A 26294-nucleotide genomic window follows, 5' to 3' on the forward strand; every position below is an offset into this window, starting at 1 on the left:
TCAGCGCCCGGTCTTCACCCGTGTCCACAGCCGGTTGAGGATGCGCTGCGTCGCCGGATCGCGCGCGGTGATGACGAACAGTTTCTGCAGCGTCGACTCGTCCGGATAGATCGTCTTGTCGTTGATGATCTTGGGGTCGATCAGCTTCTGGCTCGCCAGGTTGCCGTTGGCATATGACACGAAGTCGGAATTCTTCGCCGCGACATCCGGTCGGTAGAGATAATTGATCAGCTCGTAGGCCTCGGCCACGTTCTTGGCATCGGCCGGGATCGCCAGATTGTCGAAGAACATCTGCGCGCCCTCCCTCGGAATGGCGTAGCCGATCTCGACACCGTTCTTCGCCTCGACGGCGCGGCTCTGGGCCTGCTTGATGTCGCCTGACCAGCCGACGACGAGGCAGATCTCGCCGCTGGCGAGCGCGTTCAGATATTCCGACGAGTGAAACTTGCGGACATAGCGTCGCACCTTGCCGACCACTTCGGCGGCCCTGTCCAGGTCCGCCTGTTTGGTCGAATTGGGATCGAGCCCGAGCCAGTTCAGCGCCGCCGGCAGGATATCGTCGGCGGAATCGAGCATTTGGACGCCGCAGTCCTTGAACCTCGCGAGATTCTCCGGCTTGAATATCTGGTCCCAGCTGTCGACCTTGGCGTCGGCTCCGAGGACGTCGCGCACCGCCTTGACGTTGTAGCCGATGCCGGTGGTGCCCCACATGTAGTTGGCGGCGTAGAGATTGTCGGGATCGTAGGTCGCGAGCCGCTGATTGACCAGCGGCCAGGCGTTGGCGAGATTGGGCAGCTTCGACTTGTCGAGCTTCTGGAAGACATTGGCCCTGATCTGCCGCTGCAGGAAATAGGCCGTCGGCACCACGACGTCGTAGCCGGATCGGCCGGCAAGCAGCCGCGTCTCCAGGGTCTCGTTGGCGTCGAAGGTGTCGTAGACCACCTTGATGCCGGTCTCCCTGGTGAACTGTTCGAGCACCCCCGGCGCCATGTAGTTCGACCAGTTGTAGAAGTTGACCACGCGCTGCTGCGCCTGCGCGGGCAGCACGAGGGCCGCCATCGCAACCCCGACCAGCCAGCTGCGGATGGTCATGGCTCGCTCACTCAAGCGGCCCGCAGCGCGCGCGACAACCGTTCGAGCGCGGCGTCGATGGTAGCGTCCGACTTGGAGAAGCAGAAGCGGATCACGGACGTGACCGGATCGTCCTCGTAGAAGGCCGACACCGGTATCGCCGCCACCTTGTAGTCGGCGACGAGGCGCCGGCAGAACTGCTCGTCGGTCTCGTTCAGGCCCAGCGGCGACAGGTCGACGTTGAGGAAATAGGTGCCCTGGGACTGAATCACCGGAAAGCCAAGGCTCTTGAGCCCGTCGGCCAGGCGGTCGCGACTACGGGCGAGATCGGCGCGCATCTCGGTGAAATAGTCGTCGGACTTGCCGAGACCGTAGGCCACCGCGACCTGCAGATTGGGCGGCGTCGTGAAGGTAAGGAACTGATGCGCCTTGGCGAGCACCCGCAGAATCGGCGGCGCGGCGCAGACGAAACCGATCTTCCAGCCGGTGAGCGAGAAGATCTTGCCGGCCGACCCGATCTTCACGGTCCGCTCGCGCATCCCTGGAATGGCGATCAGCGGAACATGCTCGCGGCCGTCGAAGACGACATGCTCCCACACCTCGTCGCAGATGGCGATCAGGTTGAACTCCTGGCAGATGCGCGCCAGCAGTTCGAGGTCCTCGCGCGGATAGACGATCGCGGAAGGATTGAGCGGGTTGTTGAAGATCAGGAATTTGGTCTTCGGCGTGATCGCCGCGCGCAGCGCCTCCTCGGGAATGCGCCAGTGCGGCGGCTCCAGCCGCACAAAGCGCGGCACGCCGCCGGCGCAGCGGATCAGCGGATTGTAGGCGTCATAGGCCGGCGGAAAGACGATCACCTCGTCGCCCGGCTGGACCAGTCCGAGCACCGCGCCGGCGATGGCCTCGGTGGCGCCGGAGGTCACCAGCAGCTCGGTCATCGGATCGAGGCTGACGTCATGCCAGTGGGCGTAATGGCTGGCGATGGCCTGGCGCAGCTCCGGAATGCCCATCATCGACGGGTACTGGTTGTAGCCATTGAGAACCGCGTCGGCCGCCTTGCGCCGGATATCCTCCGGACCCGGGCCCTCGGGAAAGCCCTGGCCGAGATTGATGGCGTTATGGTCCCGCGCAAGCTGGGACATCGCTTCGAAGATGGTGACCGGAAGGTCGGCAAAGACAGGATTCATCGGACGCTTCAGCCGCCCGTCCTGGTGGGGAGACCGGCAGCCTTCCAGGCCAGGATACCGCCTTCGAGATGGGAGTCATACGGCAGCCCCGCAGCCTGGGCCGCCATCGAGGCCGTCACCGAGCGGCGGCCGGAGCGGCAGGCGAAAACCACGGTCCGCCCCTTCGGGTCCGGTATCTGGCTGGGGTCGAAGGACGACAGCGGCAGCACCACCGCATCAGGATAGGCTTCCGCGGCAACCTCGTTGGGTTCGCGCACGTCGACGAGAAGATAGCGCCCCTCGGAAAGGCCGGCGGCAACCTCTGCCGGGGCCCGATCATGGACACGATGAGAACTGCTGGACACTAAAGGCCTCCTGGCGAGCGATCGACGCGGCGGCCGGGCGGCCGTCGGCGCAGGTCAAATTCCCCGTTTACGCCAGCAAAATCAAGCGCTGCCCCCCTCGGAATAAGACCGGATTGTCACTTCGACGGAGGTTCAGATCGTAACCTGGGTGCCGACTTCGACCACCCGGCCGGTCGGGATCTGGAAATAGTTGGTGGCGTCGTTGGCGGACCGGCTCAGCGCGATGAACAGGTGGTCCTGCCAGCGCGGCATGCCCGAATGGGCCGCCGGCTTGAGCGAGCGGCGGGACAGGAAGAACGAGGTCGACATGATGTCGAACTGCCAGCCGAGCTTGCGCGCGATCGCCAGCGCCTTCGGCACGTTGGGCGACTCCATGAAACCGAAGCGGAGGGCCACCCGCGAGAACGTCGGGCTGATCTCCTCGAGCCGGACGCGATCGGAGACGTCGATCCGCGGTGTCGATGCGGTTTCGATGGTCAGGATGACGTTCTTCTCGTGCAGCACCTTGTAGTGCTTGAGGCTGTGCAGCAGGGCGGTCGGCGCACTGGTCGGATCGCTGGTGAGGAAGACCGCCGTGCCGGGCACCCGCTGCGGTGGGCGCTTCTCCAGCATGCGGACGAGGTCATTGAGCGGCAGTTCCTGCTTGCGCGACTTCTCGAACAGCAAACGGCTGCCGCGCCGCCACGTGATCATCAGCAGCATGATGGTCCCGCCCAGCGCCAGCGGAACCCAGCCGCCCTCGAGCACCTTCAAGAGATTGGCACCGAGGAAGGTCAGGTCGAGGGCCAGAAACGGTGCAATCAGGGCGGCCGCAGCCAACGCCGACCAGCGCCACACCTTCCAGATCACCACGAAGCCCATCATCGCTGTGACCACCATGGTCCCGGTCACGGAAATGCCGTAGGCTGAAGCGAGCGCGCTCGATGAGCGGAACAGCCCGACCAGCAGCACCACCGCGACCAGCAACAGCGTATTGATGCGCGGAATGTAGATCTGGCCAGCATGGGTCTCGGAGGTGTGGCGGATCTCGAAGCGCGGCAACAGGCCGAGCTGGATCGCCTGGCGGGTAAGCGAATAGGCGCCGGTGATCACCGCCTGGCTGGCGATGACCGTGGCGACGGTGGCGAGCGCCACCATCGGCAGCAGCGCCCAGTCCGGGAACATCAGGTAGAAGGGGTTCTCGATCGCCTTCGGATTGGCGATGACGAGGGCACCCTGCCCGAGATAGTTCAGCGCCAGCGACGGCAGCACGATGCACAGCCAAGCGATCTGGATCGGGCGCTTGCCGAAATGACCGAGGTCGGCATAAAGCGCCTCGACCCCGGTCACGGCGAGAAAGACGGCGCCGAGGGTGACGAGGCCGATGATGCCGTGGTGGGCGAGAAAACTCACCGCATGGACCGGATTGAAAGCCTCGATCACCACCGGATGCGCCGCGATGTGCGGCAACGCCGCGACGCCGATAACGGCGAACCACAGGCACATGATCGGGCCAAAAAACGCCGCGACACTGGCGGTGCCGCGCGACTGCACGGCGAACAGCGCCAGCAGGATCAGCAACGTCGCTGGCACGACGTAAGGCTCGAAGGCGACGGTCGCGATCTTGATACCTTCAAGCGCCGAGAGCACGGACAGCGCCGGCGTGATCACCGCGTCGCCGTAAAACAAGGCACCGCTGATGATGCCGAGCATTACGATGGTCCCGCTCTTGCCGGAGAGCGCGCGTTGCGCCAGGGCCATCAGCGCCAGCGTGCCGCCCTCGCCGTTGTTGTCCGCCCGCATCAAGATCAGGACATATTTCAGGGTGACGACGATGATCAGCGCCCACAGGATCAGCGACAGCACGCCGAGGACGGCGGCCACCGTAACGCCGTTGGCGGCTTCCGCAGCGACCACGGCCTCGCGGAAGGCATAGAGCGGGCTGGTGCCGATGTCACCGTAAACGACACCGATACTGCCGAGCATCAGCCCGCCGAACCCGGCGGTCGAATGCTTCTCCCCATGCCCGTTCACCGCCGGGGCTTCCGCGGCGGGTGCTGTGATGTCGGATGCCATGAAGAGGTCTAACCTCGGTTGCTGCAGCGCCACTAACAGGCGGCGGCTTATAGGTTCGGCCCGGCCGAACGGTTAGGCTGAATTTGCGCCTCTGGTATGCAGGATCTACGTAGCACGGTCGGAACGACGCTCAAATAGTCACCTGCGTTCCGACTTCAACTACCCGCCCTGCGGGGATTTGGAAATAGCCAATGGCGTCGTTGGCGGACCGGCTCAGGGCGCTGCAAAGGTGTCTCTGCCAGCGCGGAAGGCCGACTGCCCCCGCTTCCGCGCGCGCCCAGAGCCGAAGAACGACGCCGACATGATGTCGAAGCTGCCAGCCGAGCTAACGCGGCAACAGCCCGAGCTGGACCGCCTGGCGGGTCAGCGGCACCAGCCCCCCCCTTCGGGCACCGTGCGACAGAACGGATTTTCGATCGCCGCGGAATAAGCCAGCAGCTGCGCGCCCTGACCGAATAGTTGATCAGCAGCGACGACGGGACGAAGCCGAGCCGGCCGCAGCAGCAGGACATATTTGATCAGAAGCGGCCCAGGATCAGCGACAGCATGCCGAGGACGATCATGCGGGAGACCTCGTCGCCCGCCGCGGCACCCATCCGCTCTTGAATGCGCTAGTGTCCTGTCTCCGAATTACCGCTTCGTTTGCCTCACCCTCGCACGGTCATTCGGAGGCATCGGGACACTAGCAAAATCAAAAAGCTAGTGTGGCTTATGTCTCGCAATTGCCTACGAGAGGCTTGCCGCAAAGGCGGTAGGCAATTGCGAGACGCCACACTAGTGTCCTGTCTCCGAATGACCGCTTCATTTGCCGCACGGTCGGACGGTCATCCAGAAACAAAGGGACACTGGTTCGAGCAGAACTCGACGCAGCTCGGCAGCGGCTTGACTTCGCGCCGGCATCCCGCGTCAGAATCGCAAGACCGACGTCAGCCGGTAACGGATGGCGGTTCAGGGTTTGAGGTTCGGCGGCAGCGGCGGATCTTCCCGCATCAGGGTGATGGTCACCCGGCGATTGGCGGCGAGCGATGGATCGTCCGGAAACAGCGGCTGCGTATCGGCCTTGCCGCTCACCGAATAGACGTGGCCGGCCGGCAGCCCTTCACGCTCGAGGATCTGGCGCACCATATTGGCGCGGTCCGCCGACAAGTCGAAGCCGTCATAGCCCGTGCGCGACAGCACAAAGCCCGCAGCGGTGTGTCCGGTGATGGCCACCCGCAACGGGGTCGCCTTCAGCGGGCCCGCCAACTTCTGCAGCAACAGCCGCGTTCGATCATACGGCTCCTTGGAGCCGTCGGCGAACATCGAGCGGCCGTCCTGGTCGATGATCTCCAGATTGAGCCCCTGCTTGGTCTCTTCGAACATGATGTGCTTGGAGATCTCGGTCAGCTCGGGCATGTCCTGCAGGGCCTGGCGCAAGGAGGCCGATGCGAGCGCGAATTCCCGGTCGGTCTTCATCTTGGCGCCGGCGGTGCGCTTGTTGTCGTCCTGCTCGGGCGTCGGCGTATTGGACGCCTCTTCCGGCGGCACATGGGCGGCGTTGCGCAATTTGGGCCGGGTCGGCAGACCGTCGCTCTCGATCACGCCGGAATAGCGCGCTTCGGTCTGCACGCCGAAGGCTTCGCGCATCGACCCGGCGACGATCTTGAGCTTCTGCTGGTCCTGGGTGGAAAACGCCGTGAGCATCACGAAGAAGCTCATCAGAAGCCCCATCAGGTCGGCGAACGTCACGAACCAACCGTGCCCACCCGCATGGCCGTCGTGTTTCTTCTTTCTGGCCATTTCCGCGCGCCCCGGCGTCCGCGGTTGCTACGCCGGCACCGGCTCGTCGGCACCGTGACGGTGCTTTTCCGGCAGGTAGGCGAGCAGCATTTCGCGGACCAGCGCCGCACTCTTGGCGTCGCGGATCATCAGGATTCCGTCGATGATCAGTGTGCGGTTGGTGTCCTCGTCGTGCAGCTTGAGAGCCAGCTTGTCGGCAATCGGCAGGCAGAAGATGTTGGCGACCACCGCACCGTAGAGCGTCGCCAGAAGCGCGGTCGCCATGAAGGGGCCGAGCTTGGAGGGATCGGTCATGTTCGCGAACATCTGCACCATGCCGATGATGGTGCCGACCATGCCGAACGCGGGCGCGCAGTCGCCGACCGCGCGATAGATCTTCTGGCCCTCGTCGAGGTGGGCGAGAAAATTGTCGCGATCGCGTTCGAGATTGTCGCGGATGAAATCGGCATCGTAGCCGTCGGCGACATAGCGGATGCCCTTGGCAAGGAAGGCGTCTTCGGTCTCGACCTTTTCCAGGCCCACCGGGCCCTGCTTGCGGGCGATCTCGGCGATTCCGGCGAGCTGGTCGACCAGTTCACGCGCCGTGGTCCGGCGCAGGGTGAAGGCAAACTTGGCGCCGAGCGGGAAGCCGTGGAGGATCGACGTCAGCGGGAAGCGGATGAGGGTCGCTGCGAGTGAACCGCCAAAGATGATGATCATGGCGTGTTCGCTGACGAACATCTCCAGATCGCCGCCCAATAGCATCATCACCGCGATGACGCCCATGCCTACAACGAGGCCGATACTGGTGGCGAAATCCATGAAACAACTCCAACGCCCACGCGCACGACGAACCGTCTGTCCTGGACGGTCGCACATCCCCTCCAAGGCGGTGCAGGAACCACCCTAGCGGAGGCGCCATTAAAGAGGCGTAAAGTCTAATTCCGGGACGCCCGCGCGCAGACGGAACGAAGCCGCCCCCTCTTGCAGGCCAGGAACCGTCAGGTCAGACGGCAATCCCCTCAGCGCCGCCGAAGCGGGCGCCGGCAACAACCGGACACAGAGGCGCTGGAGCGGGCTAAGACGGCGCGCAGGAAAGGACGGAGGTCAGTTGAGCCGCGTCGGGCGCTCTCCACCCTCGGATGGCGCCTCAAAACCCGCCGCGCCTGTCGAAGACGGCGGCGATGGCGGAGCCCCGGGCACCGCATCCGTCGCGGCGGGCGCGACCGGATGCACATGGCTCGCAGCAGCAGCCCGCTCGTGCCGGCGATACGACAGATAGCCCGCCGGCAGGGTCAACAGGTAGATGACGGCTCCGGCCGAAAGCAGGTGCCACGGATAGCCGATCAGCAGCGCGATCACGAGGATGGTGACGACGAAGACCGGCAGCAGCATTTCCGGCGGCACGCGGGTATGCACGGTCTTGCCGGAGAAGACCGGCAGGCGCGACACCATCAGGAAGGCGATCAGCAGGGTGTAGAGCGCAATCAGGGTGGTCGGCAGCTTCGGTACGCCGAGGAACGACAGATAGATCGGCAGCAGGACGAGCAGCGCGCCGGCGGGAGCCGGGACGCCGGTGAAGAAGCCGGCCGCATAGGCGGGCCGGTTGGGGTCGTCGATCGTAACGTTGAACCGGGCCAGCCTCAGGCCGCCGCTGATGGCGAAGATCATCGCCGAGATCCAGCCCACATTCTTGAGCTCGTGGAGCTGCCAGAAATACAGGATCAGCCCGGGCGTGACGCCAAAATTGACGAAGTCGGCGAGGCTGTCGAGTTCGGCGCCGAACCGCGACTGGCCCTTGATCAGCCTGGCGACACGGCCGTCGATACCGTCGAGCAGCGCAGCGAAGACGATCGCGGCCAGCGCCAGCTCGAGCCGGCCCTCGGTCGACAGACGGATCGCCGTCAGGCCGGCGCAGATCGCCAGCAGGGTGATGATGTTGGGGACCAGCATCCGCACGGGGATCGGGCGGAAGCGGCGGCGCTTCTGGTCGATAGAAGCAGGGTCAAAGGGCCTGGGCATGTCCCACCATATAGCAATCCCGTGCCCGGCCCGCCATGGCGGGCCGGGTCGAGGCTTAATCGACCCGGAAGGTCCGACCGCCGTCGCCGACACGGAAATCGGCCAGCACGGTCTCCCCGGCAATGGCCGTCTGGCCCTCGGAGACCAGCGCCTTGGCGCCTTCGGGCAGGAAGACGTCGAGGCGCGAGCCGAAGCGGATCAGGCCGAAGCGCTCGCCGGCAACCAGGCTCTGCCCTTCCCGGACGAAGGACACGATGCGCCGCGCCACCAGGCCGGCAATCTGGACGACGCCGATCCGCCCGGCCGGGGTCACGATGACCAGCGAATTGCGCTCGTTATCCTCACTGGCCTTGTCCAGCTCGGCATTGATGAATTTGCCTGGCCGGTAGGCGATCCGCTCGATGCGGCCCGCCACCGGACTGCGGTTCACGTGGCAGTTGAACACGCTCATGAAGATGGAGATGCGAAGCAATGGCGCGGCGCCGAGGCCGAGTTCGGGCGGCGGCACGGTCTGGGTGATCATCGACACCCGGCCGTCGGCAGGCGCCACGACGAGCCCCTCGCGGGTCGGCGTCACCCGGACCGGATCGCGGAAGAACAGCGCGCACCAAACCGTGAGCACCACTCCGACCCAGCCGAGCGGCGACCAGATCCAGAGCAGAATCAGGCTGGCAAAGGCGAAGGCGCCGATGAAGGGATACCCCTCCGGATGGATCGGCGGGATCTGGGCACGAATGGACTTGGCGATCGACATGGGGAAAACCTGAAACGGAGGATGAGAGGTCGATAATGGCGTTCGGCCGCGGCGGCGTGTGTTGCAGGAGTTAGATCCTGAAAGATCCAAGTCTTGCAAGATTACTCGGCGGCGTCCGGGGTCGCCAGCGGCTCGTGATGGCGAGGCGCTGCCGCCTCGATGTCGCCGTCGAGATCTGCATCTGCGCCGACATCGAGCGGGCGCGCGGCAGAGCCGGTCTGGGCGAGCTTTTCGCGCGCCTCCTCGGCCTCGCGCTGGCGATTCCACATGCTGGCGTAAAGACCGCCCGCGGCGAGCAGGTCGGCATGCCGGCCGCGCTCGACGATCCCGCCGCGATCGAGCACGATGATCTCGTCGGCGCCGACGATGGTCGACAAGCGATGGGCGATCACCACCGAGGTGCGGCTCTTGGAAATGCGTTCGAGCGAATCCTGGATCTCCCGCTCGGTGTGGCTGTCGAGCGCGGACGTCGCCTCGTCGAGCACCAGGATCGGCGGCCCCTTGAGGATCGTGCGCGCGATCGCCACCCGCTGCTTCTCGCCGCCGGACAGCTTCAAGCCGCGCTCGCCGACTTCGGTCTCGTAGCCCCTGGGCGACAGGCGGATGAAACCGTCGATCTGGGCGAGCCGCGCCGCTTCCTCGACCTCGGCATCGGAGGCGTCCCACCGGCCGTAGCGGATGTTGTAGCGGATCGTGTCGTTGAACAGCACGGTGTCCTGCGGCACCATGCCGATGGCGGCCCGCAGCGACGCCTGGGTGACGGCGCGAATATCCTGGCCGTCGATCAGGATGCGGCCGCCGCTGACGTCGTAGAGGCGGAACAGCAGGCGGGATATCGTCGACTTGCCCGCCCCCGATGGCCCGACGATGGCGACCGTGTTGCCCGCGGGCACCGTGAAGCTCAGACCGTCGAGGATGGTGCGGTCCGGATCATAGGCGAAGCGGACATTCTCGAAGCGCACCTCGCCACGGGTCACCGCCAGCGCCGGGGCTCCCGACACATCCTTGACCTCGGGGCGGCGGCCGAGCACACCGAACATCTTCTCGATATCGATCAGCGCCTGCTTGATCTCGCGATACACCATGCCCATGAAGTTGAGCGGCTGGTAAAGCTGGATCATCATGGCGTTGATCATGACGAAATCGCCGACCGTCTTGGTGCCGTTGCGGATGCCGATGGCGCACAGCACCATGGTCGCGGTCAGGCCGAAGGTGAAGATTACCGCCTGCCCGGTATTGAGCCAGGCGAGCGAAGTGTAGGTCATGACGCTCGCCTGCTCGTAGCGCTCCATCGAGCGGTCGTAGCGTTGCGCCTCCCGCTGCTCGGCGCCGAAATACTTCACCGTCTCGTAGTTGAGCAGCGAGTCGATCGCCTTGGTATTGGCCTCGGTATCGGATTCATTCATCCGCCGGCGGATGCCGATACGCCATTCGGTGGCGATGTAGGTGTAGTACATGTAGGCGGCGACGGTGGCGACGATCACCGCGACGTAGCGCCAGTCGAACTGCCAGAGCAGAACGCCCGTCAGCAGGGCGACCTCGATGATGGTCGGCACGAGTTGCAGGATCACCATACGCACGATGGTTTCGATGCCGTTGCGGCCGCGCTCCAGCACCCGCGTCAGCCCGCCGGTCTTGCGCTCCAGATGGAAGCGCAACGACAATTCGTGCATGTGGACGAAGGTCATATAGGCGAGGCGCCGGACCGCATGCATCGCCACCTGCGCGAAGATGCCGTCCCGCCATTGCGTCAGGACCGCCATCACCACCCGCATCAGGCCGTAGCTTGCGGTCAGAACCAGCGGCGAGGCGATCACCCAGGTCGCCCAGTCCGCGCCCGCCAGTGGCGAAGTGTTGTGGCCGCTCAGGGCGTCGGTCGCCCATTTGAAGGTGAAGGGCACCGCCAGGGTCGCCAGCTTGGCGACCAACAGCAGCCCCATGGCCCAGACCACCCGCAACTTGAGGTCGGCCCGTTCCCCCGGCCAGATATAGGGCCACAGCTGCCGCAAGGTCCCCGCCAGCGACCCGCCCTGGCCCTGGTCGCGCGCGTCGGGAACCCCGGAGCCATGGTGGGAAGAATGGTGTGCTGTCATCACATGCCTGGGAAGAGGAAGCCGTGCCTGTTGGGCCGAACTGCAATTTGAGCCCGTCATATAGTGGTTTTGCCCAAGGCGTACACTGGCGGGGAACAAGTTTTTCCCGTCGAAACCGAACCTATGGACCCGATCAGGCGCGAATCGTTCCACCGGCCTCGCTTGACGCTCGCCTTTACGGGTGCCACATCGCCATTATGAACACGCTTCCCTCGCGAATCCGGACGGTCTGCGTCTATTGCGGCTCGGGCCCCGGCACCAACCCCCAATTCGTCACCGCTGCCAAAGCTTTCGGCAAGGCCCTGGCCGAAGCCGACATTGGTCTCGTCTATGGCGGCGGCTCGGTCGGACTGATGGGCGCTGTCGCCGCCTCCGTGCTCGATCACGGCGGCAGGGTCACCGGGATCATTCCGGAATTCCTCACCGCCAAGGAAAACGCCCTGACGCGCGTGCAGGAACTGATCGTCACCGCCAACATGCACGAGCGCAAGCAGCTGATGTTCGATCGCTCCGACGCCTTCGTCGCCTTCCCCGGCGGCATCGGCACGCTCGAGGAACTCGTCGAGCAGCTGACCTGGGCCCAGCTCGGCCGACATAACAAGCCGATCCTGCTCGCCAACATCGACGGCTTCTGGCAGCCGTTGCTCAGCCTGATCGAGCACATGCGCGAGACGCATTTCATCCGTCCCGGCATGGCGGTGAAGCTGCTCACCGCCAACTCGGTGCCGGAGATCCTGCCCCGCCTGCAGCAGGCGGCGGCCACCGAGACCGAGGCCGATCTCGCCGCGGCCAGCAAGGTCGCGCAGAAGATGGGTTGATGAGGCGCCGGCCTTTTCAGGCCGGGGCCCCAGCCTTTACGAGCTTGTAGACAACCGAATCCATCAGCGCCTGAAACGAGGCATCGATGATGTTGGGCGAAACACCCACGGTCATCCAGCGTTCGCCGTCCTCGTCCTCGCTCTCGATCAGGACCCTCGTCACGGCCTCGGTGCCGCCATTGAGGATACGCACGCGGTAGTCGGTCAACTTCAACCGGTCGATGTATTTCTGGTACTTGCCGAGGTCCTTGCGCAGGGCGACATCGAGCGCGTTGACCGGGCCGTTGCCTTCGGCCGCCGAGATCAGCACCTCGCCGTCGACATTGACCTTGACCACCGCCAGCGCCACTGTGACCCGCTGGCCGTTGGCATTGTAGCGCTGCTCGACATTGACGTCGAACTGCTCGACCCGGAAATACTCCGGCACGCGGCCGAGAGTGCGCCGCGCCAGCAATTCGAACGATGCGTCGGCGGATTCGTAGGAATAGCCAGCCGCCTCCCGCTCCTTCATCTCCTCGACCAGACGGTTGACGCGCGGATCATTGCGATCGAAGACGATGCCCGAACGCTCCAGCTCGGCCAGCACGTTGGAGCGGCCGGCCTGATCCGACACCAGCACCTTGCGACGATTGCCGACGGATTCCGGCCGCACATGCTCGTAGGTCTCGGGATCCTTGAGGATGGCGGAAGCATGGATTCCCGCCTTGGTGACGAAGGCGCTTTCGCCGACGTAAGGCGCATGGCGGTTGGATGGCTGGTTGAGCATGTCGTCCAGCGTCCGTGACACCTGCATCAGGGAGGCGAGCTTGTCGTCGGTCACGCCGATTTCGAGAGCATCGGCGAATTCCCTCTTCAGCTTCAGGGTCGGAATCAGCGAACACAGATTGGCGTTGCCGCAGCGCTCGCCGAGACCGTTGAGCGTGCCCTGGACCTGGCGCACGCCGGCGCGCACGGCGGCGAGCGAATTGGCCACCGCCTGCTCGGTGTCGTTGTGGGCGTGGATGCCGAGATGGTCCCCCGGCACATGTCGGATCATTTCGCCGACGATAGCCTCGATCTCATGGGGCATGGCGCCGCCATTGGTGTCGCACAGCACCACCCAGCGGGCCCCCGCCTCGTAGGCAGTGCGGGCACAGGCCAGCGCATAGTCCTTGTTGGCCTTGTAGCCGTCGAAGAAATGCTCGCAGTCGACCAATACCTCGCGGCCCTTGGCCGTGGCGGCTGCGACGCTATCGCGGATCGAAGCGAGATTTTCCTCGTTGGTGGTCTCGAGCGCGACGCGCACCTGGTAATCCGAGGCCTTGGCGACGAAGCAGATGGCGTCGGCATCCGCCCCGAGCAGCGTCGCGAGGCCAGGATCGTTGGCCGCCGAGCGACCGGGGCGCCGCGTCATGCCGAAGGCCGTGAAGACCGCGCTGCCGAGCTTCGGCTTCGCCGAGAAGAACTCCGTATCGGTGAGATTGGCGCCGGGATAGCCGCCTTCGACATAGTCGATGCCGAGATCGTCGAGCATCGCCGCGATCAGGCGCTTGTCATGCACCGTGAAATCGACGCCGTTGGTCTGGGCGCCGTCACGCAGCGTGGTGTCGAACAGATAGAGCCGTTCGCGGCGGGATGCGGCGGTCATTGCATCGGACCCTTCTCGACCGGTACGAGCGCCTTCTGCATGCGGGTGCGCACCAGCCATTCGTCGCCGACATTGACGGTCGAGCGCTGCTGGTCGGCATAGCCGCGCTTGCGGAAGAAATCATGGGCGGTGTCGCTGGCGTCGACCGTCAGCCTGGTGGCGCCGCGCGCCGCCGCGAGCTTCTCCAGCGCCTCGCACAGCGCGGATGCAACCCCCTGCCCGGCGGCGCTGGGATGGACGTAGAGCATCTCGATGTGATCGGCCCCTTTCAACGAGGCGAAGCCGACCGGCGACGACTCGAGCGTCGCCACCAGGGTCAGATCCTTGCCGAGCGCGGCACCGAAATGCTCCTCGTCGTCGGCAGCGCTCATCCAGGCCTGCTGCTGGCCCTCAGTATAATCGTCGCCGGTCAGCCCTTCGATGCTCTCGACGAAGATCGCGGCGAGCACCGCCGCATCGGCCGGCAGATAGGGCCGCAGCCCCACGGATGGTTGCGATCGAGCCATGCTCACCAGATTCCATAGAGTTTCAGCACGAGTCCCACGGCGGCGGCGATCACCAGCACTTTGAGCACGATGTAGTAAAGCCAGTGCCTGGGAAAAGGTGTATCCGGCCTGCTCATCGTGCGATCTCCCAGGTGGTGACCGGTCGCCCCTCGGCGTCCTTGCCGTCCTTGAGCACGACCCCCATGGCCGCGAGTTCATCGCGGATGCGGTCGGACTCGGCGAAATTCTTTTGCGCACGCGCCTCGCGGCGCCTGGCGATCAGGGCCTCGACGGCCTGCGCATCGACGCCGGCGCTCTTCTGCTTGGCCGCGTTCCACTCCGCGTCGGAGACCTTGAGGAACCCGAGAAACCTGAGCGAGCCCGTCAACGCTTGCAGGAACTGTGCTCCGTCGCCATGCACCGCCTTGCTGCGCAGCTGATGCAACTCGGCAATTGCCCGCGGCGTGTTCAGGTCATCGCACAGCGCATCCAGAACCGACTGATCCGGCCTTGCAGGCTCCTCCGAACGATTTCCGGCCGCGCCCGAGAGCGCATACCACTCGTCCAGGACCTTGGCGCTTTCCTCGAGCCCCTTCAGCGTCCAGTCGATGGGCGAGCGGTAATGGGTCTTGAGCATGTTGAGGCGCAACACCTCGCCCGGCCAGTCCGCCAGCAGTTGACGGATGGTGATGAAGTTGCCGAGCGACTTCGACATCTTCTCGCCTTCGACCTGCAGGAAGCCGTTGTGCATCCAGGTCTCGGCCATGCGCTGCTGATGGAAGGCGCAGCAGGACTGGGCGATCTCGTTCTCGTGGTGCGGAAAGACGAGATCGATGCCCCCGCCATGGATGTCGAAGCGCTCGCCGAGGTGCTTCCAGGCCATGGCCGAGCACTCGACGTGCCAGCCCGGACGACCAGCCACGGTGATGCCGCCTGGCGACGGCCATGAAGGCTCGCCGGGCTTCGACGGCTTCCACAGCACGAAGTCCATCGGCTCGCGCTTGTAGGGCGCGACATCGACCCGGGCGCCGGCCAGCATCTCGTCGAGCGAGCGCCGCGCCAGCTGACCGTAGGCCGGCATGGTGGCCACCGAAAACAGCACGTGGTCCTCGGCCACATACGCATGGCCGCCTGCGATCAGCTTTTCGATGATCGCGCGCATCTCGGCGATGTGCTCGGTGGCGCGCGGCTCGATGGTCGGCCTCAGGCAGCCGAGCGCATCGACGTCTTCATGAAACTGACGCTCGGTCAGTTCGGTAACCTTGCGGATCCCCTGGTTGAGCGGCAAGTCCGGATAATCGCGCGCCGCGCGGTCGTTGATCTTGTCGTCGACGTCGGTGATGTTGCGCACATAGGTGACGTGCTCGGCGCCGTAGAGATGGCGCAGCAGCCGGAACAACACGTCGAAGACGATCACCGGCCGGGCGTTGCCGATATGGGCGAAGTCATAGACCGTCGGACCGCAGACATACATCCGCACCCGGTCTCGATCGAGCGGCGCGAAGGCACGCTTCTCCTTGGTCAAGGTATCGTAGAATGCCAGTGTCATCGGTTCCCGCCCACAGCAAAGCAGCCGTCATCGATCCGGCTGGCCGGGCGTCTGTCGATCTCGATCAGGAGAAAAGACGGCCTCAGCCAGCGAATCGCTAGCTCGTAATCTCGCGGCAAATGCCGAAAATGAGGATAAGGCCGTTCATGTTTTGCACCATGGGGCAGCAGGGCCGGCGCCGTCAAGGGAGACGGGCGGCGTCAGGACGCCAAATTCGCGGCGCCGACGGGGCGGCAGGTGCATCCCGAAAGTCACGACTGCACCGGATCTCGTAACCCCTGCCCGGTGCAGCCGCGATCAGCCACGATTTCGCCTTGGTTAATCATTTTTAACGCGCCGGGTTTATCGTCGATGGACCTGCTCCTCCCGGGTCCGGCCAATTCCATGAATATCCGCGCGCTCCTCATCGCCTGCGCCCTGCTTGCAGGCGCCCCTACTGCCCATGCCGAGAATCGCGTCTTCATCGTCGCCAACCAGCCGGACGGTTATGGCGTCGACCAGTGCCTGGCTCGGGGTGAGAAATGCGGCTCCTACGCCGCCCGGGCCTATTGCCAGTCGCGCGAGTTCGGCGACGCCGCCGCGTTCCGCCGGGTCGACCCCGGCGAATTTACCGGTGCGGTGCCGGTCTCCGCGGGCGATCATTGCCCGCGAGGCGGCTGCGGCGAATACGTCGCCATCACCTGTCAGCGCTGAGCTGGATCGCGCGGCGCTCATCCGACAAAAAGGCGTGATCGACGCCTTGTCCCTGCCGTCGAAACGACGTGACCTCGCCCAGAGAAGAGGGTATGGGAAGCACCGTTGGCCGCCTCGGCCCTCGCGCAGGAACCTCCTGATTTGCTGCCGTTTTCGTTCATCCTGCGGCCGCTTCTCGCGACCGCGCTGATCGGCCTCGCCGCGCCCGCCGCACTGGCCCAGGGCGCGCCACCGCCTGCCGCTCCGCCCGCCGGCGGGACCGTGACCAATCCGATGTGCCAGCGCCTGGAAGGCCAGCTCGCGCTGATTGATCGCGGCGGTGGCGACCCGGCCAAGACCGACCAGATTCGCCGTTACGAGGACGCACAGGCCCGCCAGCAGGCCGAACTCGATCGGGTTACCACCCAGGCCAAGCGGATGGGCTGCGACAGCTCCGGTTTCCTGTCGCTGTTCAGCGGCCAGTCGGCGCAATGCGGACCGGTGAACAACCAGATCCAGCAGATGCGGGCCAATCTCGACCAGATCACCAACAGCCTGCAGCAGCTGCGCGGCGGCGGCAATTCCGACCGCGAAATGCAGCGCCGTTCGGTGCTGACCGCCCTCGCCCAGAACGGCTGCGGCCCGCAATATGCGGCTGCGGCCCGCGCCGCCCAGCCTGCCGGCTTCTTCGACAACCTGTTCGGCGGCGGCAATAACGGCGCTCCGCCACCGGGGGCCGTCATGGCGCCCGAGTCCGGCGCCTCCTCCGGCACCTATCGCACGGTCTGCGTGCGGAGCTGCGACGGCTATTACTTCCCGATTTCCTTTGCCACGGTGCCAGGCCGCTTCGCCGACGACGAGCGAACCTGCAAGAGCCTGTGCCCTGCCGCGGATGCGACGCTGTTCACCTACAGAAATCCCGGCGAGGACATCAACCAGGCAGTCTCGATCAATGGCCAGCCCTATTCCTCGTCGCCCAACGCGTTCCGCTATCGCCAGTCATTCGATGCGGCCTGCAGCTGCAAGGCGGCCGGACAGAGCTGGGCGGACGCGTTGAAGAACATCGACGACAAGGCGGCGGCCGAACAGCAAGGGGACATCATCGTCACCGAAGACCGCGCCAAACGCATGTCGCAGCCGCAGCCAGGCGCCACCAAGGCGAGTGCAAGCCGCAAGGGTGCAGCTCCGGCTGCAGCGCCCGCCGCGCCGGCCGCCGCTGCCCCGACCGACCAGCCGCCGGCGGATCCGGCCACCACCGGCAGCAAGCAGATCCGCTCCGTCGGACCAACCTTTATCCCGGCTCGCTGATCCTCCGACACTTCTGCGCGGGATCCGATGCTCGTATCAGCATTTCACGAGTGCGCGCTTTCCGAAGTTCGTGTCCGGAAGGTGCCGCAACTCACTCACGAGGGGGGTAGGGCGCGCGATGCGCGTCCTACTCGTCGTAGCTGACCGACACCCGGCCTGCCCGGCTGACCAGGCTGTCGTCAGGCAGCGGCAGCGGACCGCCCTTGTCACGAAAACGATTGGTGATCGGATAGCGGCGGTCGCGGCCGAAATTGCGCCGCGTCACCTTGACGCCCGGTGCCGCCTGGCGGCGCTTGTATTCCGCGATGTTGAGCAGGCGATCGATCTTGGCCACCACCTCGCGCTCGTATCCGGCGGCGACGATCGCGGCGAGCGGCTCTTCGTGCTCGACCAGCCGCTCGAGAATGCCATCGAGAATATCGTAGGGCGGCAGCGAATCCTGATCGAGCTGGTTCTCGCGCAGTTCCGCCGACGGCGGCCGCACGATGATGTGCTCGGGAATGACGATGCCCGAGGGACCGAGCGCCCCCTCCGGCTTCCAGCGGTTGCGCAGCCGCGACATGCGGAAGACCTGGGTCTTGTACAGGTCCTTGATCGGGTTGAAGCCCCCGTTCATGTCGCCATAGAGCGTGGCGTAGCCCACCGACATTTCCGACTTGTTGCCGGTGGTCACCAGCATGGCGCCGGACTTGTTGGAGATCGCCATCAGCAGCACGCCGCGGGTCCGCGCCTGCAGGTTTTCCTCGGTGATGTCGCGGTTGAGCCCCTTGAACGGCGCGGCGAGGATCTGCTCGAAACCTTCGACGGCGGCAGCGATCGGCAGGATTTCACAGCCGAATCCGAGCGCGTCGGCGAGTGCGGCGGCATCATCGAGCGAAACCTGCGCGGTGTAGCGATAGGGCATCATTACGCCGCGGACCCGCTTGGCGCCGAGCGCATCCACTGCCATCGCCGCACACAATGCCGAGTCGATGCCGCCTGAAATCCCGAGCAGCACGCCGGGAAAGCCGTTCTTGTTGACATAATCGCGCAAGCCCAGCACGCAGGCGGCGTAATCGCCCTCGTCATCGCCGATCGCGGCCTCGACATCGCCGTCGCAGCGCCAGCCGTCGGGCGACTTGCGCCAGCGCTGGGTGACGATGCATTCGCGAAACGAGGGCAGTTGCGCGGCCAGGGTGCGATCGGCGTGCAGCACGAAAGAGGCGCCGTCGAAAACCAGCTCGTCCTGGCCGCCCACCTGATTGAGATATATCAGCGGCAGGTCACTCTCGGTGACGCGCGCCACCGCCATGGACAGGCGAATGTCGCTCTTGCCCCGCGCATAGGGCGAACCGTTCGGCACGATCAGGATCTCGGCCCCGGTCTCGGCGAGGCACTCGACCACATTCTCGTATTCGCTCGATTCCTCCATCCAGGTATCTTCGCAGATCGGCACGCCAATCCGCACGCCGCGGACGGTCACCGGCCCGGATGCCGGACCGCGCGTGAACACCCGCTTCTCGTCGAATACCCCGTAATTCGGCAGATTGGCCTTGAAACGCAGCGCAGCGATGCGGCCGCCGTCGAGCAGCGCGCAGGCGTTGTAGAGCTTGCCCTCGTCGACCCATGGCGTGCCGACCAGCACCGCCGGACCGCCGTCGGCGGTCTCCCGCGCCAGTTCCTCGACCGCGGCCCGACAGGCGGCCTGGAAAGCCGGCTTGAGCACGAGGTCTTCCGGAGGGTATCCGGCGATAAAGAGTTCGGACAGAACGAGAAGATCGGCGCCGTCCGCCTTGGCCCTGGCGCGGGCCTCGCGCACCCGGTCCGCATTGCCGGCGACGTCGCCGACCACCGGATTGAGCTGGGCCAGCGTGATGTTGAGCGCGGTCTCGGTCATGTTGCGTGCGCTTCCCGAACTTAAGTGCGACATCCAAGCCCCCTCTGCGACGTCCCTCTTACCCTCTCGGACTCGCAGCGACAATGAAGGCAATATCGGGACGGCCGCGCATTCGCCGCACGCCCGGCAGGGCGCATCATCTCACAGCAGGCCGATGCGCTCGGCGAGTGCCGCGCACCAGACCAGAGCGATGATCAGAAGCATGCCCCCGACTGCGGCGGTTGGCGAGCTTTTCGATCGCGGTATTCAGGAGTTCGACCACGATCAGCAGCACCACCACCGCGACCAGTTCGACGCGTCGGATCGCGGTGGTGCCGATCACGAAAGAGAGCGGCAGCGCCAGGGCCAGCGCCACCAATTCCTCGCGAAACGCCTGCTCCGAACGAGTAGCGAAGGTCAGCCCGTTCCAGCTGTAGACGCTTGCCCGCCAGAGCCGCAGCACATCATAGTCCTGAGGCGGCCGGCAGCGGCTGGGCCTTGTCGGCGCGCGCCTGCTTGAGCAGTTCGGCAATCAGGAAGGCCATGTCGATGGACTGCTCGGCATTGAGGCGCGGATCGCAGACCGTGTGATAGCGGTCGTTGAGGTCCTCATCCGTCAGGGCCCGGGCACCACCGATGCACTCGGTGACGTCCTTGCCCGTCATCTCCAGATGCACGCCGCCGGGATAGGTGCCTTCGGCGGCATGAATCTGGAAGAACGACTTTACCTCGGAGAGGATGCGATCGAACGGCCGCGTCTTGTAGCCGCTGGTCGCCGTGATGGTATTGCCGTGCATCGGGTCGCACGACCACACCACCACCCGCCCCTCGCGCTTCACCGCGCGGATGAAGCCCGGCAGATGGTCGTCGATCTTGTCGGCGCCGAAACGGTTGATCAGAGTGAGGCGTCCCGGCTCGTTGTCCGGATTGAGCACGTCGATCAGCCGCAGCAGTTCGTCCGGCTTGAGCGACGGTCCGCATTTCAGGCCGATCGGGTTCTTGATACCGCGGAAATACTCGATGTGGGCATGGTCGAGCTGGCGGGTGCGGTCGCCGATCCAGATCATGTGGCCGGACGTCGCGTACCAGTCGCCGGTGGTCGAATCAACGCGGGTCATCGCCTGCTCGTAGCCGAGCAGCAGCGCCTCATGGCTGGTGTAGAAATCCGTCGAGCGCAACTCCGGATGACTATCGAAGTCGAGACCGCAGGCGCGCATGAAATTGAGCGCGTCGGAGATGCGGTCGGCGAGTTCCCGGTACCGGCGGGACTGCGGCGAATCCTTGACGAATCCGAGCATCCATTGATGCAGACTGGCGAGATTGGCGAAGCCGCCGGTAGCGAACGCGCGCAGCAAATTGAGCGTCGCGGCCGACTGGCGATAGGCCATCAGCTGGCGCTGCGGATCCGGGGTGCGCGCTTCGGGCGTGAAGGCGATGTCGTTGATGATGTCGCCGCGGTAGCTCGGCAGCTCGACGCCGTTGAGCTTCTCGGTCGGCGACGAGCGCGGCTTGGCGAACTGGCCGGCAATGCGGCCGACTTTCACCACCGGCACGGCGCCGGCATAAGTCAGCACCACCGCCATCTGCAGAAAGACGCGGAAGAAATCGCGGATATTGTTGGCGCCATGCTCGGCGAAACTTTCGGCGCAGTCACCGCCCTGCAGCAGGAACGCTTTGCCGGCCGCCACGCGCGCCAGCGCGCGCTTCAGATTGCGCGCCTCGCCAGCAAAAACCAGCGGCGGAAAGGTGGCGAGCTGCGCCTCGACCTCGGCCAGAGCCTTCGGATCGGGATAGACCGGCATCTGAAGCACCGGTTTGTTGCGCCAGCTATCGGGGGTCCACCGTTCGGACATGGTCCTCTCCTACGCCCTTTCCTTTGGGAAACGGCCGGGAGGGGATCGGCTGTCGGGTCACCCGACCTGGCACGCCCATCCCGGACGTGGCGGGGTTATACACAGCGTCCCCATGAACCGCCAGTTGCAATTCGCTGTGTCCGTTCAACACCTTGCTCGGACAGCCGAAACCCGCTTTGATGCCGCGCGGAGGGTTGGGGCCGTGACCGACGCTATGTTCGACGACGTTTTCGCCGATGATATCCGGATTCCGGCGGATGACGGCTTTTCTCTCGCCGGCACGCTGTTCATGCCGCGAGGCCGCCGGCGGAATGCGGTCCTGATCAATTCCGCGACGGCCGTCCCGCGGCGGATCTATCGCGGCTTTGCCAACTATCTCGCGGCGCGCGGAGCCGTGGTCCTGACCTATGACTATCGCGGCGTCGGCGGCTCGCGGCCGAAGTCGCTCAAGGGCTTTGGCGCCCGCATGGCCGATTGGGCGGAACGGGATGCCGCCAGCGCGGTCACCTGGATGCGGCAGCGCTACGCCGCGCTGCCGCTGAGCTACATCGGTCATTCCTTCGGCGGCCAGGCGCTCGGACTCCTGCACAACAACGATCAGGTTGCGCGGGCGTTGCTGGTGGCGTCCCAGGCGGCCTACTGGAAGCTGATCCCGGGCATCGAACGCTACCGGGTCTACACGTTGATGAACGTGATCGGCCGGCCGGTCGCCAACGCCCTCGGCTATGTGCCGGGACGGCTCGGAATCGGCGAGGACCTGCCGAAGGAGGTGTTTCTGCAATGGACCAAATGGGTGATGAGCGAGCGGTATTTTTTCGATGACGCCTCGCTGACGGCACTCGCCCATTTTTCCAATTACCGTCACCCGCTGATGGCGCTCTGCATCGCCGACGATCCCTGGGCGCCACGCCCAACGGTCGAACTGTTGTGCTCGGGGTTCACCAGCACCTCGCCCGACATCATCACCATCAATCCGGCGGACGCCGGCGTCGCCGCCATCGGCCATTTCGGCTTCTTCCGCCCGGAACACCGGACAACGCTATGGAAGCGCGCGGCCGATTGGCTGCTCGCAACCTGACCGGTCATCGGGCTGGAACAGATCGCACAAATCCGAGGAACGTCGATCGGCCCTACCCGGCAGCCTCACGGACATAGCGCGCGAAGGGCTGGCGCATGGTGACGAGCTCTTCCGCGGCGGTCGGGTGCACCGCGATCGTGGCATCGAAATCGGCCTTGGTCGCCTTCAGCTTCACCGCAACCCCGATCACCTGGATCAGCTCGCCGGCTTCGGGACCGACGATATGACAACCGAGCACCCGATCGGTCTGCCCGTCGACGATCAGCTTCATCAGGATGCGGGTATCGCGCCCGGACAGGGTCGCCTTCATCGGACGGAATTCGGCCTTGTAGACGTCGACGTGGCTGTACTGCACCCGCGCCTGGGCCTCGGTCAGGCCGACGGTCCCGACCTCGGGCTGGGAGAAGACCGCGGTCGGAATGTTGGTGTGGTCCACCGCCGTCGGACGGTTGCCGAAAACGGTATCGGCGAAGGCATGGCCCTCACGGATCGCCACGGGCGTCAGATTGACCCGGTGGGTGACGTCGCCGACGGCATAGATATGCGGCACCGAACTGCGCGAATGGCCGTCCACCGCGATCCCGCCGTTGTTGGGGTTGATGTCGACACCGGCGTTTTCGAGGCCGAGATTGGCGACATTGGGATGGCGGCCGATCGCGAACATCACCTTGTCGCCGCCGACGCTCGAGCCATCGGACAGATGGGCGATGTATTCCCCGCCGTGGCGTTCGACCGCCGTCACGGTGCGTTCGGTGAGGATATTGATTCCCGCCTTCTCCATTTCGCGCCGGAGGTGCTTGCGCACGTCCTCGTCGAAACCGCGCAGGATGTTGTCGCCGCGGTAGACCAGCGTGACGTCGCTGCCGAGACCGGCGAAGATGCAGGCGAATTCCAGCGCGATATAGCCGCCGCCCTGGATCAGAATGCGGCGGGGCTGCTCCTTCAGATCGAACACCTCGTTGGACGAGATGACATGTTCGATGCCCGGAATCGGACGGCCGTGGTTGGGCGCGGCACCGGTGGCGATCAGAATGTTCTTCGGCCGCACCAGTTCGCCGCTGGATAGCCGCAGACTGCGCGCGTCCTCGAACACCGCCCGCGTCCGCACGAGGTGCGCGCCGGAACGCTCCAGATTGGCGATATAGGCCGCCTCCAGCCGGGCGATCTCCTTGTCCTTGTTGGCGATCAGCGTCGACCAGTTGAAATTCGCCTGGGGGATCGACCAACCGAAGCCGGCGGCGTCCTCGATCTCGTGGTGCACATGGGACGCATAGACCATCAGCTTCTTCGGCACGCAGCCGCGGATCACGCAGGTGCCGCCGACGCGATACTCCTCGGCGACCATCACCTTCGCGCCGTAACCGGCAGCGATCCGGGCGGCGCGCACGCCCCCGGATCCACCACCGATGACGAACAGATCAAGGTCGTCGAAGGCCTTGGTCACGTCCTCAGATCTCCTTGCCGCGCGCCCGCATCTCGGAGCGGAACTTGGCCGCGACCTCGTTGGAGAAGGCATTGGCCCAATCGTTCATGAAGGCAATGCTGCCGGCGATCGACTTGGGCTCCATCTCCAGGAATTTCTGGCCGAGCGGCGTCTTGTAGAAGGCAATCAGGTCGCGCAATTCCTGCTCGGTGAAGTTGGTGGCGTAGATCTCCGCCATCGCCTTGCCGACATCGTCACGCTTGGCAGCGAGCTCGCCGGCGAGCTTCAACGCGATCTCGTTGAGGTCCTTCTGGTAGTTCACATTGGTCTGCAGGATCGCGTCCTTGGTGCGCTGGATCACCGTCGGCACGATGTTCTGATAGATCTGGTTGGCTTTCTTGATGGTCAGAAGCTCGGTGGCGGCGGCGACGGCGCTGGCCGACGGCGGCGTCGCGTTGGCCGCCTTCTGCGCCTGGGCATGCGCGCTGACGGTCAAGGCGAGACCGAACCCGGCGATCAGCAGGGCTTTCGACAGTTTCATCATTCCATTTCTCCTCAGATTGCGGCGCGCGGCCGCTCGATCACGCGAATACCGTTTGAGCCCGCCAGCACCGCGGCGCTGGCCAGGCCGATGAACAGACCGTGTTCGACGACGCCTGGAATAGCTGCGAGCGAGGCAGCAAGCGCGGGCGCATCGGGGATGGCTCCGAGATGAGCGTCGACGATCCAGTGGCTACCATCGGTGACGAAACCAAGACCGTGATTGGGGCCGGTCCTGACCGTGCGCAGTTCGAGCCGCCCCGTAAGACCGTGTGCGGCCAGCACCTCGGCGATCTCCCGCCGCGTCGCCGCGATGCCGAACGGAATCACCTCGATCGGCAGCGGGAAGCGCCCCAGCGTTTCCACCCACTTGCTATCGTCGGCGATCACGATCATGCGATCGGACGCTGCGGCGACGATCTTCTCGCGCAGCAGCGCGCCGCCACCACCCTTGATCAGGTTGAGCTGCGGGTCGATCTCGTCGGCGCCATCGACGGTGAGATCGAGGTGCTCGATCTCGTCGAGGCTGCCGAGCGGCACGCCGCAGCGCTCGGCATCGGCCCGGGTCGATTCCGAGGTCGGCACGCCGATCACCTTGAGCCCCGCCCGCACCTTCTCGCCAAGCAACTCGACGAAGTGCTTGGCTGTAGAACCGGTTCCGAGTCCGAGTTTCATGCCGTCGCTGACGAATTCGAGCGCGCGCGCCGCCGCCTGGCGTTTCAAATCTTCGGAGTTCATCGAATGCTCGTTGGGCCGGCGAGCACCGCCGGCAGGTTGCGGAGGCGCAGTTCTAGTGTGGTGCCTCCCAATTGCCTACCCCTTTGCGGCAGGGCCGATAGGCAATTGCAAGACATAAGCCACACTAGCCTCGATCAGGGCGAAGGAACAGGCCGGCAAAGAGTTTCGTGGAACCTTTCCTCACCGATCCCTTGCATCAGGCGGAGGGGCCCGGTAGCCAAATTCCATGACAGTCACATCCCTCGACGCTCCGCTGGTGGTTTTTGACTTGGACGGCACTCTCGTCGACACTGCCCCCGACCTCGTCAGCGCCCTCAATCATGTGCTTGATCGCGAGGGACTGCGACCGCTGCCGCTCGCCTCAGCCCGAAAGATGATCGGCGCCGGCGCCCGCCGGATGCTCGAACGCGGCCTTGAGGCCGACGGCCGGGCCGTGGAGCCCGGCGATCTCGACCGCCTGACCGCCGATTTCATCGGCTTCTACGCCGAACACATCGCCGATCTCTCTCGCCCCTTCGAAGGCGTGGTGGACACCCTGGATCATCTGGCCCAGCGTGGCTTTCTTCTCGCGGTCTGCACCAACAAGCTGGAATGGCTGTCGCGGCGCCTCCTCGACCAGCTCGGACTGACCGAGCATTTCGCGGCCATCTGCGGCGCCGACACCTTCGGTGTGTCGAAGCCCGACCCGGCGATCCTGCGCCAGACCATCGCCCGGGCCGGTGGCAGCCTGAAGGCCGCGGTGATGGTGGGAGATTCCGGTCCGGATGTCGGTGTCGCCCGCCGCGCCGGCGTCCCGGTGATCGGCGTGGATTTTGGCTACACCGAAATTCCCATTGCGGAACTGGCGCCCGACACCATCATCAGTGCCATGGTGGAGTTGCCGCGCGCCCTGCGAGACCTGCTTCCCTCACACAATCAGTAGAAAGATGAGGAAGTCCACCTGCTTTTAGAGTGGTTATATGGTACCAACGTTAACCTTTTTTCAACACCTCGCGATCGGCCGCGTTGCATACGGTTAATGACGCCCCTATGGTCCGGCGCGGGGACTGTGGCGGCTAGCCGCA

23 protein-coding genes and 1 pseudogene are annotated in these 26294 nt (G+C 65.1%); 5 read left to right on the forward strand and 19 right to left on the reverse strand.

Going from position 1 to position 26294, the window contains the following annotated elements; translation table 11 throughout:
• From DB459_RS25095 to DB459_RS25140, 10 genes and pseudogenes are all read right to left on the reverse strand, one after another.
• Entirely contained in the window at positions 1 to 1092 is a 1092-nt protein-coding gene (locus DB459_RS25095) for a polyamine ABC transporter substrate-binding protein (protein ID WP_253709376.1), read from the reverse strand.
• A gap of 11 nt (positions 1093 to 1103) precedes the next feature.
• Positions 1104 to 2258 (reverse strand): aminotransferase, encoded by a 1155-nt coding sequence (locus tag DB459_RS25100; protein ID WP_253709378.1) that lies wholly within the window; start codon positions 2256 to 2258, stop codon positions 1104 to 1106.
• Between the two features lie 8 nt (positions 2259 to 2266).
• Positions 2267 to 2602: a rhodanese-like domain-containing protein gene (locus DB459_RS25105; protein ID WP_253709381.1), complete on the reverse strand. Its 336-nt coding sequence runs from the start codon at positions 2600 to 2602 to the stop codon at positions 2267 to 2269.
• A 132-nt stretch (positions 2603 to 2734) separates the two neighbouring features.
• Positions 2735 to 4657, reverse strand: a complete 1923-nt coding sequence (locus DB459_RS25110; RefSeq protein WP_253709384.1) for a potassium transporter Kup — start codon at positions 4655 to 4657, stop codon at positions 2735 to 2737.
• Between the two features lie 130 nt (positions 4658 to 4787).
• Positions 4788 to 4982, reverse strand: a pseudogene (trkD, locus tag DB459_RS25115) (potassium transporter Kup); the annotation flags it as partial.
• 623 nt (positions 4983 to 5605) lie between these two features.
• Positions 5606 to 6436, reverse strand: a complete 831-nt coding sequence (locus DB459_RS25120) for a flagellar motor protein MotB (RefSeq protein ID WP_253709387.1) — start codon at positions 6434 to 6436, stop codon at positions 5606 to 5608.
• Between the two features lie 27 nt (positions 6437 to 6463).
• On the reverse strand, positions 6464 to 7237 hold the full coding sequence (locus DB459_RS25125) for a motility protein A (protein WP_253709390.1): 774 nt from the start codon (positions 7235 to 7237) through the stop codon (positions 6464 to 6466).
• A 285-nt stretch (positions 7238 to 7522) separates the two neighbouring features.
• Complete coding sequence (pssA, locus tag DB459_RS25130) at positions 7523 to 8437, reverse strand: CDP-diacylglycerol--serine O-phosphatidyltransferase (RefSeq protein ID WP_253709393.1); 915 nt, start codon at positions 8435 to 8437, stop codon at positions 7523 to 7525.
• Between the two features lie 55 nt (positions 8438 to 8492).
• Positions 8493 to 9191: a phosphatidylserine decarboxylase gene (locus DB459_RS25135; protein ID WP_253709401.1), complete on the reverse strand. Its 699-nt coding sequence runs from the start codon at positions 9189 to 9191 to the stop codon at positions 8493 to 8495.
• A gap of 101 nt (positions 9192 to 9292) precedes the next feature.
• Complete coding sequence (locus DB459_RS25140; protein WP_253709402.1) at positions 9293 to 11284, reverse strand: ABC transporter ATP-binding protein/permease; 1992 nt, start codon at positions 11282 to 11284, stop codon at positions 9293 to 9295.
• A gap of 197 nt (positions 11285 to 11481) precedes the next feature.
• On the opposite strand from DB459_RS25140, the gene DB459_RS25145 reads away from it, so the two are divergent.
• Positions 11482 to 12102, forward strand: coding sequence for a TIGR00730 family Rossman fold protein (locus DB459_RS25145; RefSeq protein ID WP_253709404.1), 621 nt, complete (start codon positions 11482 to 11484; stop codon positions 12100 to 12102).
• Between the two features lie 16 nt (positions 12103 to 12118).
• On the opposite strand, the gene cimA is transcribed toward DB459_RS25145, so the two are convergent.
• From cimA to cysS, 3 genes are all read right to left on the reverse strand, one after another.
• Positions 12119 to 13729: a citramalate synthase gene (cimA, locus tag DB459_RS25150; protein WP_253709406.1), complete on the reverse strand. Its 1611-nt coding sequence runs from the start codon at positions 13727 to 13729 to the stop codon at positions 12119 to 12121.
• Positions 13726 to 14235, reverse strand: a complete 510-nt coding sequence (locus DB459_RS25155) for a GNAT family N-acetyltransferase (protein ID WP_253709408.1) — start codon at positions 14233 to 14235, stop codon at positions 13726 to 13728. The genes cimA and DB459_RS25155 overlap by 4 nt, the downstream gene beginning before the upstream one ends.
• A gap of 112 nt (positions 14236 to 14347) precedes the next feature.
• Positions 14348 to 15763, reverse strand: coding sequence for a cysteine--tRNA ligase (cysS, locus tag DB459_RS25160; RefSeq protein ID WP_253709410.1), 1416 nt, complete (start codon positions 15761 to 15763; stop codon positions 14348 to 14350).
• Positions 15764 to 16147: 384 nt separating this feature from the next.
• Here cysS and DB459_RS25165 point away from each other — a divergent pair, with 384 nt between their 5' ends.
• Positions 16148 to 16456 (forward strand): hypothetical protein, encoded by a 309-nt coding sequence (locus DB459_RS25165; RefSeq protein ID WP_253713696.1) that lies wholly within the window; start codon positions 16148 to 16150, stop codon positions 16454 to 16456.
• Positions 16457 to 16600: 144 nt separating this feature from the next.
• Complete coding sequence (locus DB459_RS25170; protein WP_371927008.1) at positions 16601 to 17743, forward strand: DUF2865 domain-containing protein; 1143 nt, start codon at positions 16601 to 16603, stop codon at positions 17741 to 17743.
• Between the two features lie 127 nt (positions 17744 to 17870).
• Here the strand turns inward: DB459_RS25170 and DB459_RS25175 are convergent, their stop codons facing one another.
• From DB459_RS25175 to DB459_RS25185, 3 genes are all read right to left on the reverse strand, one after another.
• Positions 17871 to 19619 (reverse strand): NAD+ synthase, encoded by a 1749-nt coding sequence (locus DB459_RS25175; RefSeq protein WP_253709412.1) that lies wholly within the window; start codon positions 19617 to 19619, stop codon positions 17871 to 17873.
• Between the two features lie 136 nt (positions 19620 to 19755).
• Positions 19756 to 20061, reverse strand: a complete 306-nt coding sequence (locus tag DB459_RS25180) for a diacylglycerol kinase (RefSeq protein ID WP_253709415.1) — start codon at positions 20059 to 20061, stop codon at positions 19756 to 19758.
• Between the two features lies 1 nt (position 20062).
• Positions 20063 to 21451: a class II 3-deoxy-7-phosphoheptulonate synthase gene (locus tag DB459_RS25185; RefSeq protein ID WP_253709418.1), complete on the reverse strand. Its 1389-nt coding sequence runs from the start codon at positions 21449 to 21451 to the stop codon at positions 20063 to 20065.
• 214 nt (positions 21452 to 21665) lie between these two features.
• Here DB459_RS25185 and DB459_RS25190 point away from each other — a divergent pair, with 214 nt between their 5' ends.
• Positions 21666 to 22529: an alpha/beta fold hydrolase gene (locus DB459_RS25190; RefSeq protein WP_253713698.1), complete on the forward strand. Its 864-nt coding sequence runs from the start codon at positions 21666 to 21668 to the stop codon at positions 22527 to 22529.
• Between the two features lie 52 nt (positions 22530 to 22581).
• Here DB459_RS25190 and gor read toward each other — a convergent pair whose 3' ends face one another.
• Genes gor through rpiA form a run of 3 tightly spaced genes read right to left on the reverse strand, consistent with a single transcriptional unit; the run spans position 22582 to position 25230 of the window.
• Positions 22582 to 23973 carry a glutathione-disulfide reductase gene (gene gor, locus DB459_RS25195; RefSeq protein WP_253709421.1) on the reverse strand — a complete coding sequence of 464 codons (1392 nt, stop codon included), beginning with the start codon at positions 23971 to 23973 and terminating at the stop codon, positions 22582 to 22584.
• A 4-nt stretch (positions 23974 to 23977) separates the two neighbouring features.
• Positions 23978 to 24496 (reverse strand): DUF2059 domain-containing protein, encoded by a 519-nt coding sequence (locus DB459_RS25200; RefSeq protein ID WP_253709424.1) that lies wholly within the window; start codon positions 24494 to 24496, stop codon positions 23978 to 23980.
• An 11-nt stretch (positions 24497 to 24507) separates the two neighbouring features.
• On the reverse strand, positions 24508 to 25230 hold the full coding sequence (gene rpiA, locus DB459_RS25205) for a ribose-5-phosphate isomerase RpiA (protein ID WP_253709428.1): 723 nt from the start codon (positions 25228 to 25230) through the stop codon (positions 24508 to 24510).
• A 226-nt stretch (positions 25231 to 25456) separates the two neighbouring features.
• Here rpiA and DB459_RS25210 point away from each other — a divergent pair, with 226 nt between their 5' ends.
• The gene (locus DB459_RS25210; RefSeq protein ID WP_253709432.1) at positions 25457 to 26152 is read left to right on the forward strand and encodes an HAD family hydrolase; all 696 of its coding nucleotides are present in this window, start codon (positions 25457 to 25459) and stop codon (positions 26150 to 26152) included.
• Positions 26153 to 26294 lie beyond the last annotated feature (142 nt).

The organism is Bradyrhizobium sp. WD16 (genome assembly GCF_024181725.1).
In the GTDB taxonomy this organism is placed as follows: Bacteria; Pseudomonadota; Alphaproteobacteria; order Rhizobiales; family Xanthobacteraceae; genus Bradyrhizobium_A.

Coding starts and splice junctions, on each gene's coding strand:
- DB459_RS25095 (WP_253709376.1), bottom strand. CDS start 1,092: ATGACCATCCGCAGCTGGCTGGTCGGGGTTGCGATGGCGGCCCTCGTG.
- DB459_RS25100 (WP_253709378.1), bottom strand. CDS start 2,258: ATGAATCCTGTCTTTGCCGACCTTCCGGTCACCATCTTCGAAGCGATG.
- DB459_RS25110 (WP_253709384.1), bottom strand. CDS start 4,657: ATGGCATCCGACATCACAGCACCCGCCGCGGAAGCCCCGGCGGTGAAC.
- DB459_RS25120 (WP_253709387.1), bottom strand. CDS start 6,436: ATGGCCAGAAAGAAGAAACACGACGGCCATGCGGGTGGGCACGGTTGG.
- DB459_RS25125 (WP_253709390.1), bottom strand. CDS start 7,237: ATGGATTTCGCCACCAGTATCGGCCTCGTTGTAGGCATGGGCGTCATC.
- pssA (WP_253709393.1), bottom strand. CDS start 8,437: ATGCCCAGGCCCTTTGACCCTGCTTCTATCGACCAGAAGCGCCGCCGC.
- DB459_RS25135 (WP_253709401.1), bottom strand. CDS start 9,191: ATGTCGATCGCCAAGTCCATTCGTGCCCAGATCCCGCCGATCCATCCG.
- DB459_RS25140 (WP_253709402.1), bottom strand. CDS start 11,284: ATGACAGCACACCATTCTTCCCACCATGGCTCCGGGGTTCCCGACGCG.
- DB459_RS25145 (WP_253709404.1), top strand. CDS start 11,482: ATGAACACGCTTCCCTCGCGAATCCGGACGGTCTGCGTCTATTGCGGC.
- cimA (WP_253709406.1), bottom strand. CDS start 13,729: ATGACCGCCGCATCCCGCCGCGAACGGCTCTATCTGTTCGACACCACG.
- DB459_RS25155 (WP_253709408.1), bottom strand. CDS start 14,235: ATGGCTCGATCGCAACCATCCGTGGGGCTGCGGCCCTATCTGCCGGCC.
- cysS (WP_253709410.1), bottom strand. CDS start 15,763: ATGACACTGGCATTCTACGATACCTTGACCAAGGAGAAGCGTGCCTTC.
- DB459_RS25165 (WP_253713696.1), top strand. CDS start 16,148: ATGAATATCCGCGCGCTCCTCATCGCCTGCGCCCTGCTTGCAGGCGCC.
- DB459_RS25175 (WP_253709412.1), bottom strand. CDS start 19,619: ATGACCGAGACCGCGCTCAACATCACGCTGGCCCAGCTCAATCCGGTG.
- DB459_RS25185 (WP_253709418.1), bottom strand. CDS start 21,451: ATGTCCGAACGGTGGACCCCCGATAGCTGGCGCAACAAACCGGTGCTT.
- DB459_RS25190 (WP_253713698.1), top strand. CDS start 21,666: ATGTTCGACGACGTTTTCGCCGATGATATCCGGATTCCGGCGGATGAC.
- DB459_RS25200 (WP_253709424.1), bottom strand. CDS start 24,496: ATGATGAAACTGTCGAAAGCCCTGCTGATCGCCGGGTTCGGTCTCGCC.
- rpiA (WP_253709428.1), bottom strand. CDS start 25,230: ATGAACTCCGAAGATTTGAAACGCCAGGCGGCGGCGCGCGCGCTCGAA.
- DB459_RS25210 (WP_253709432.1), top strand. CDS start 25,457: ATGACAGTCACATCCCTCGACGCTCCGCTGGTGGTTTTTGACTTGGAC.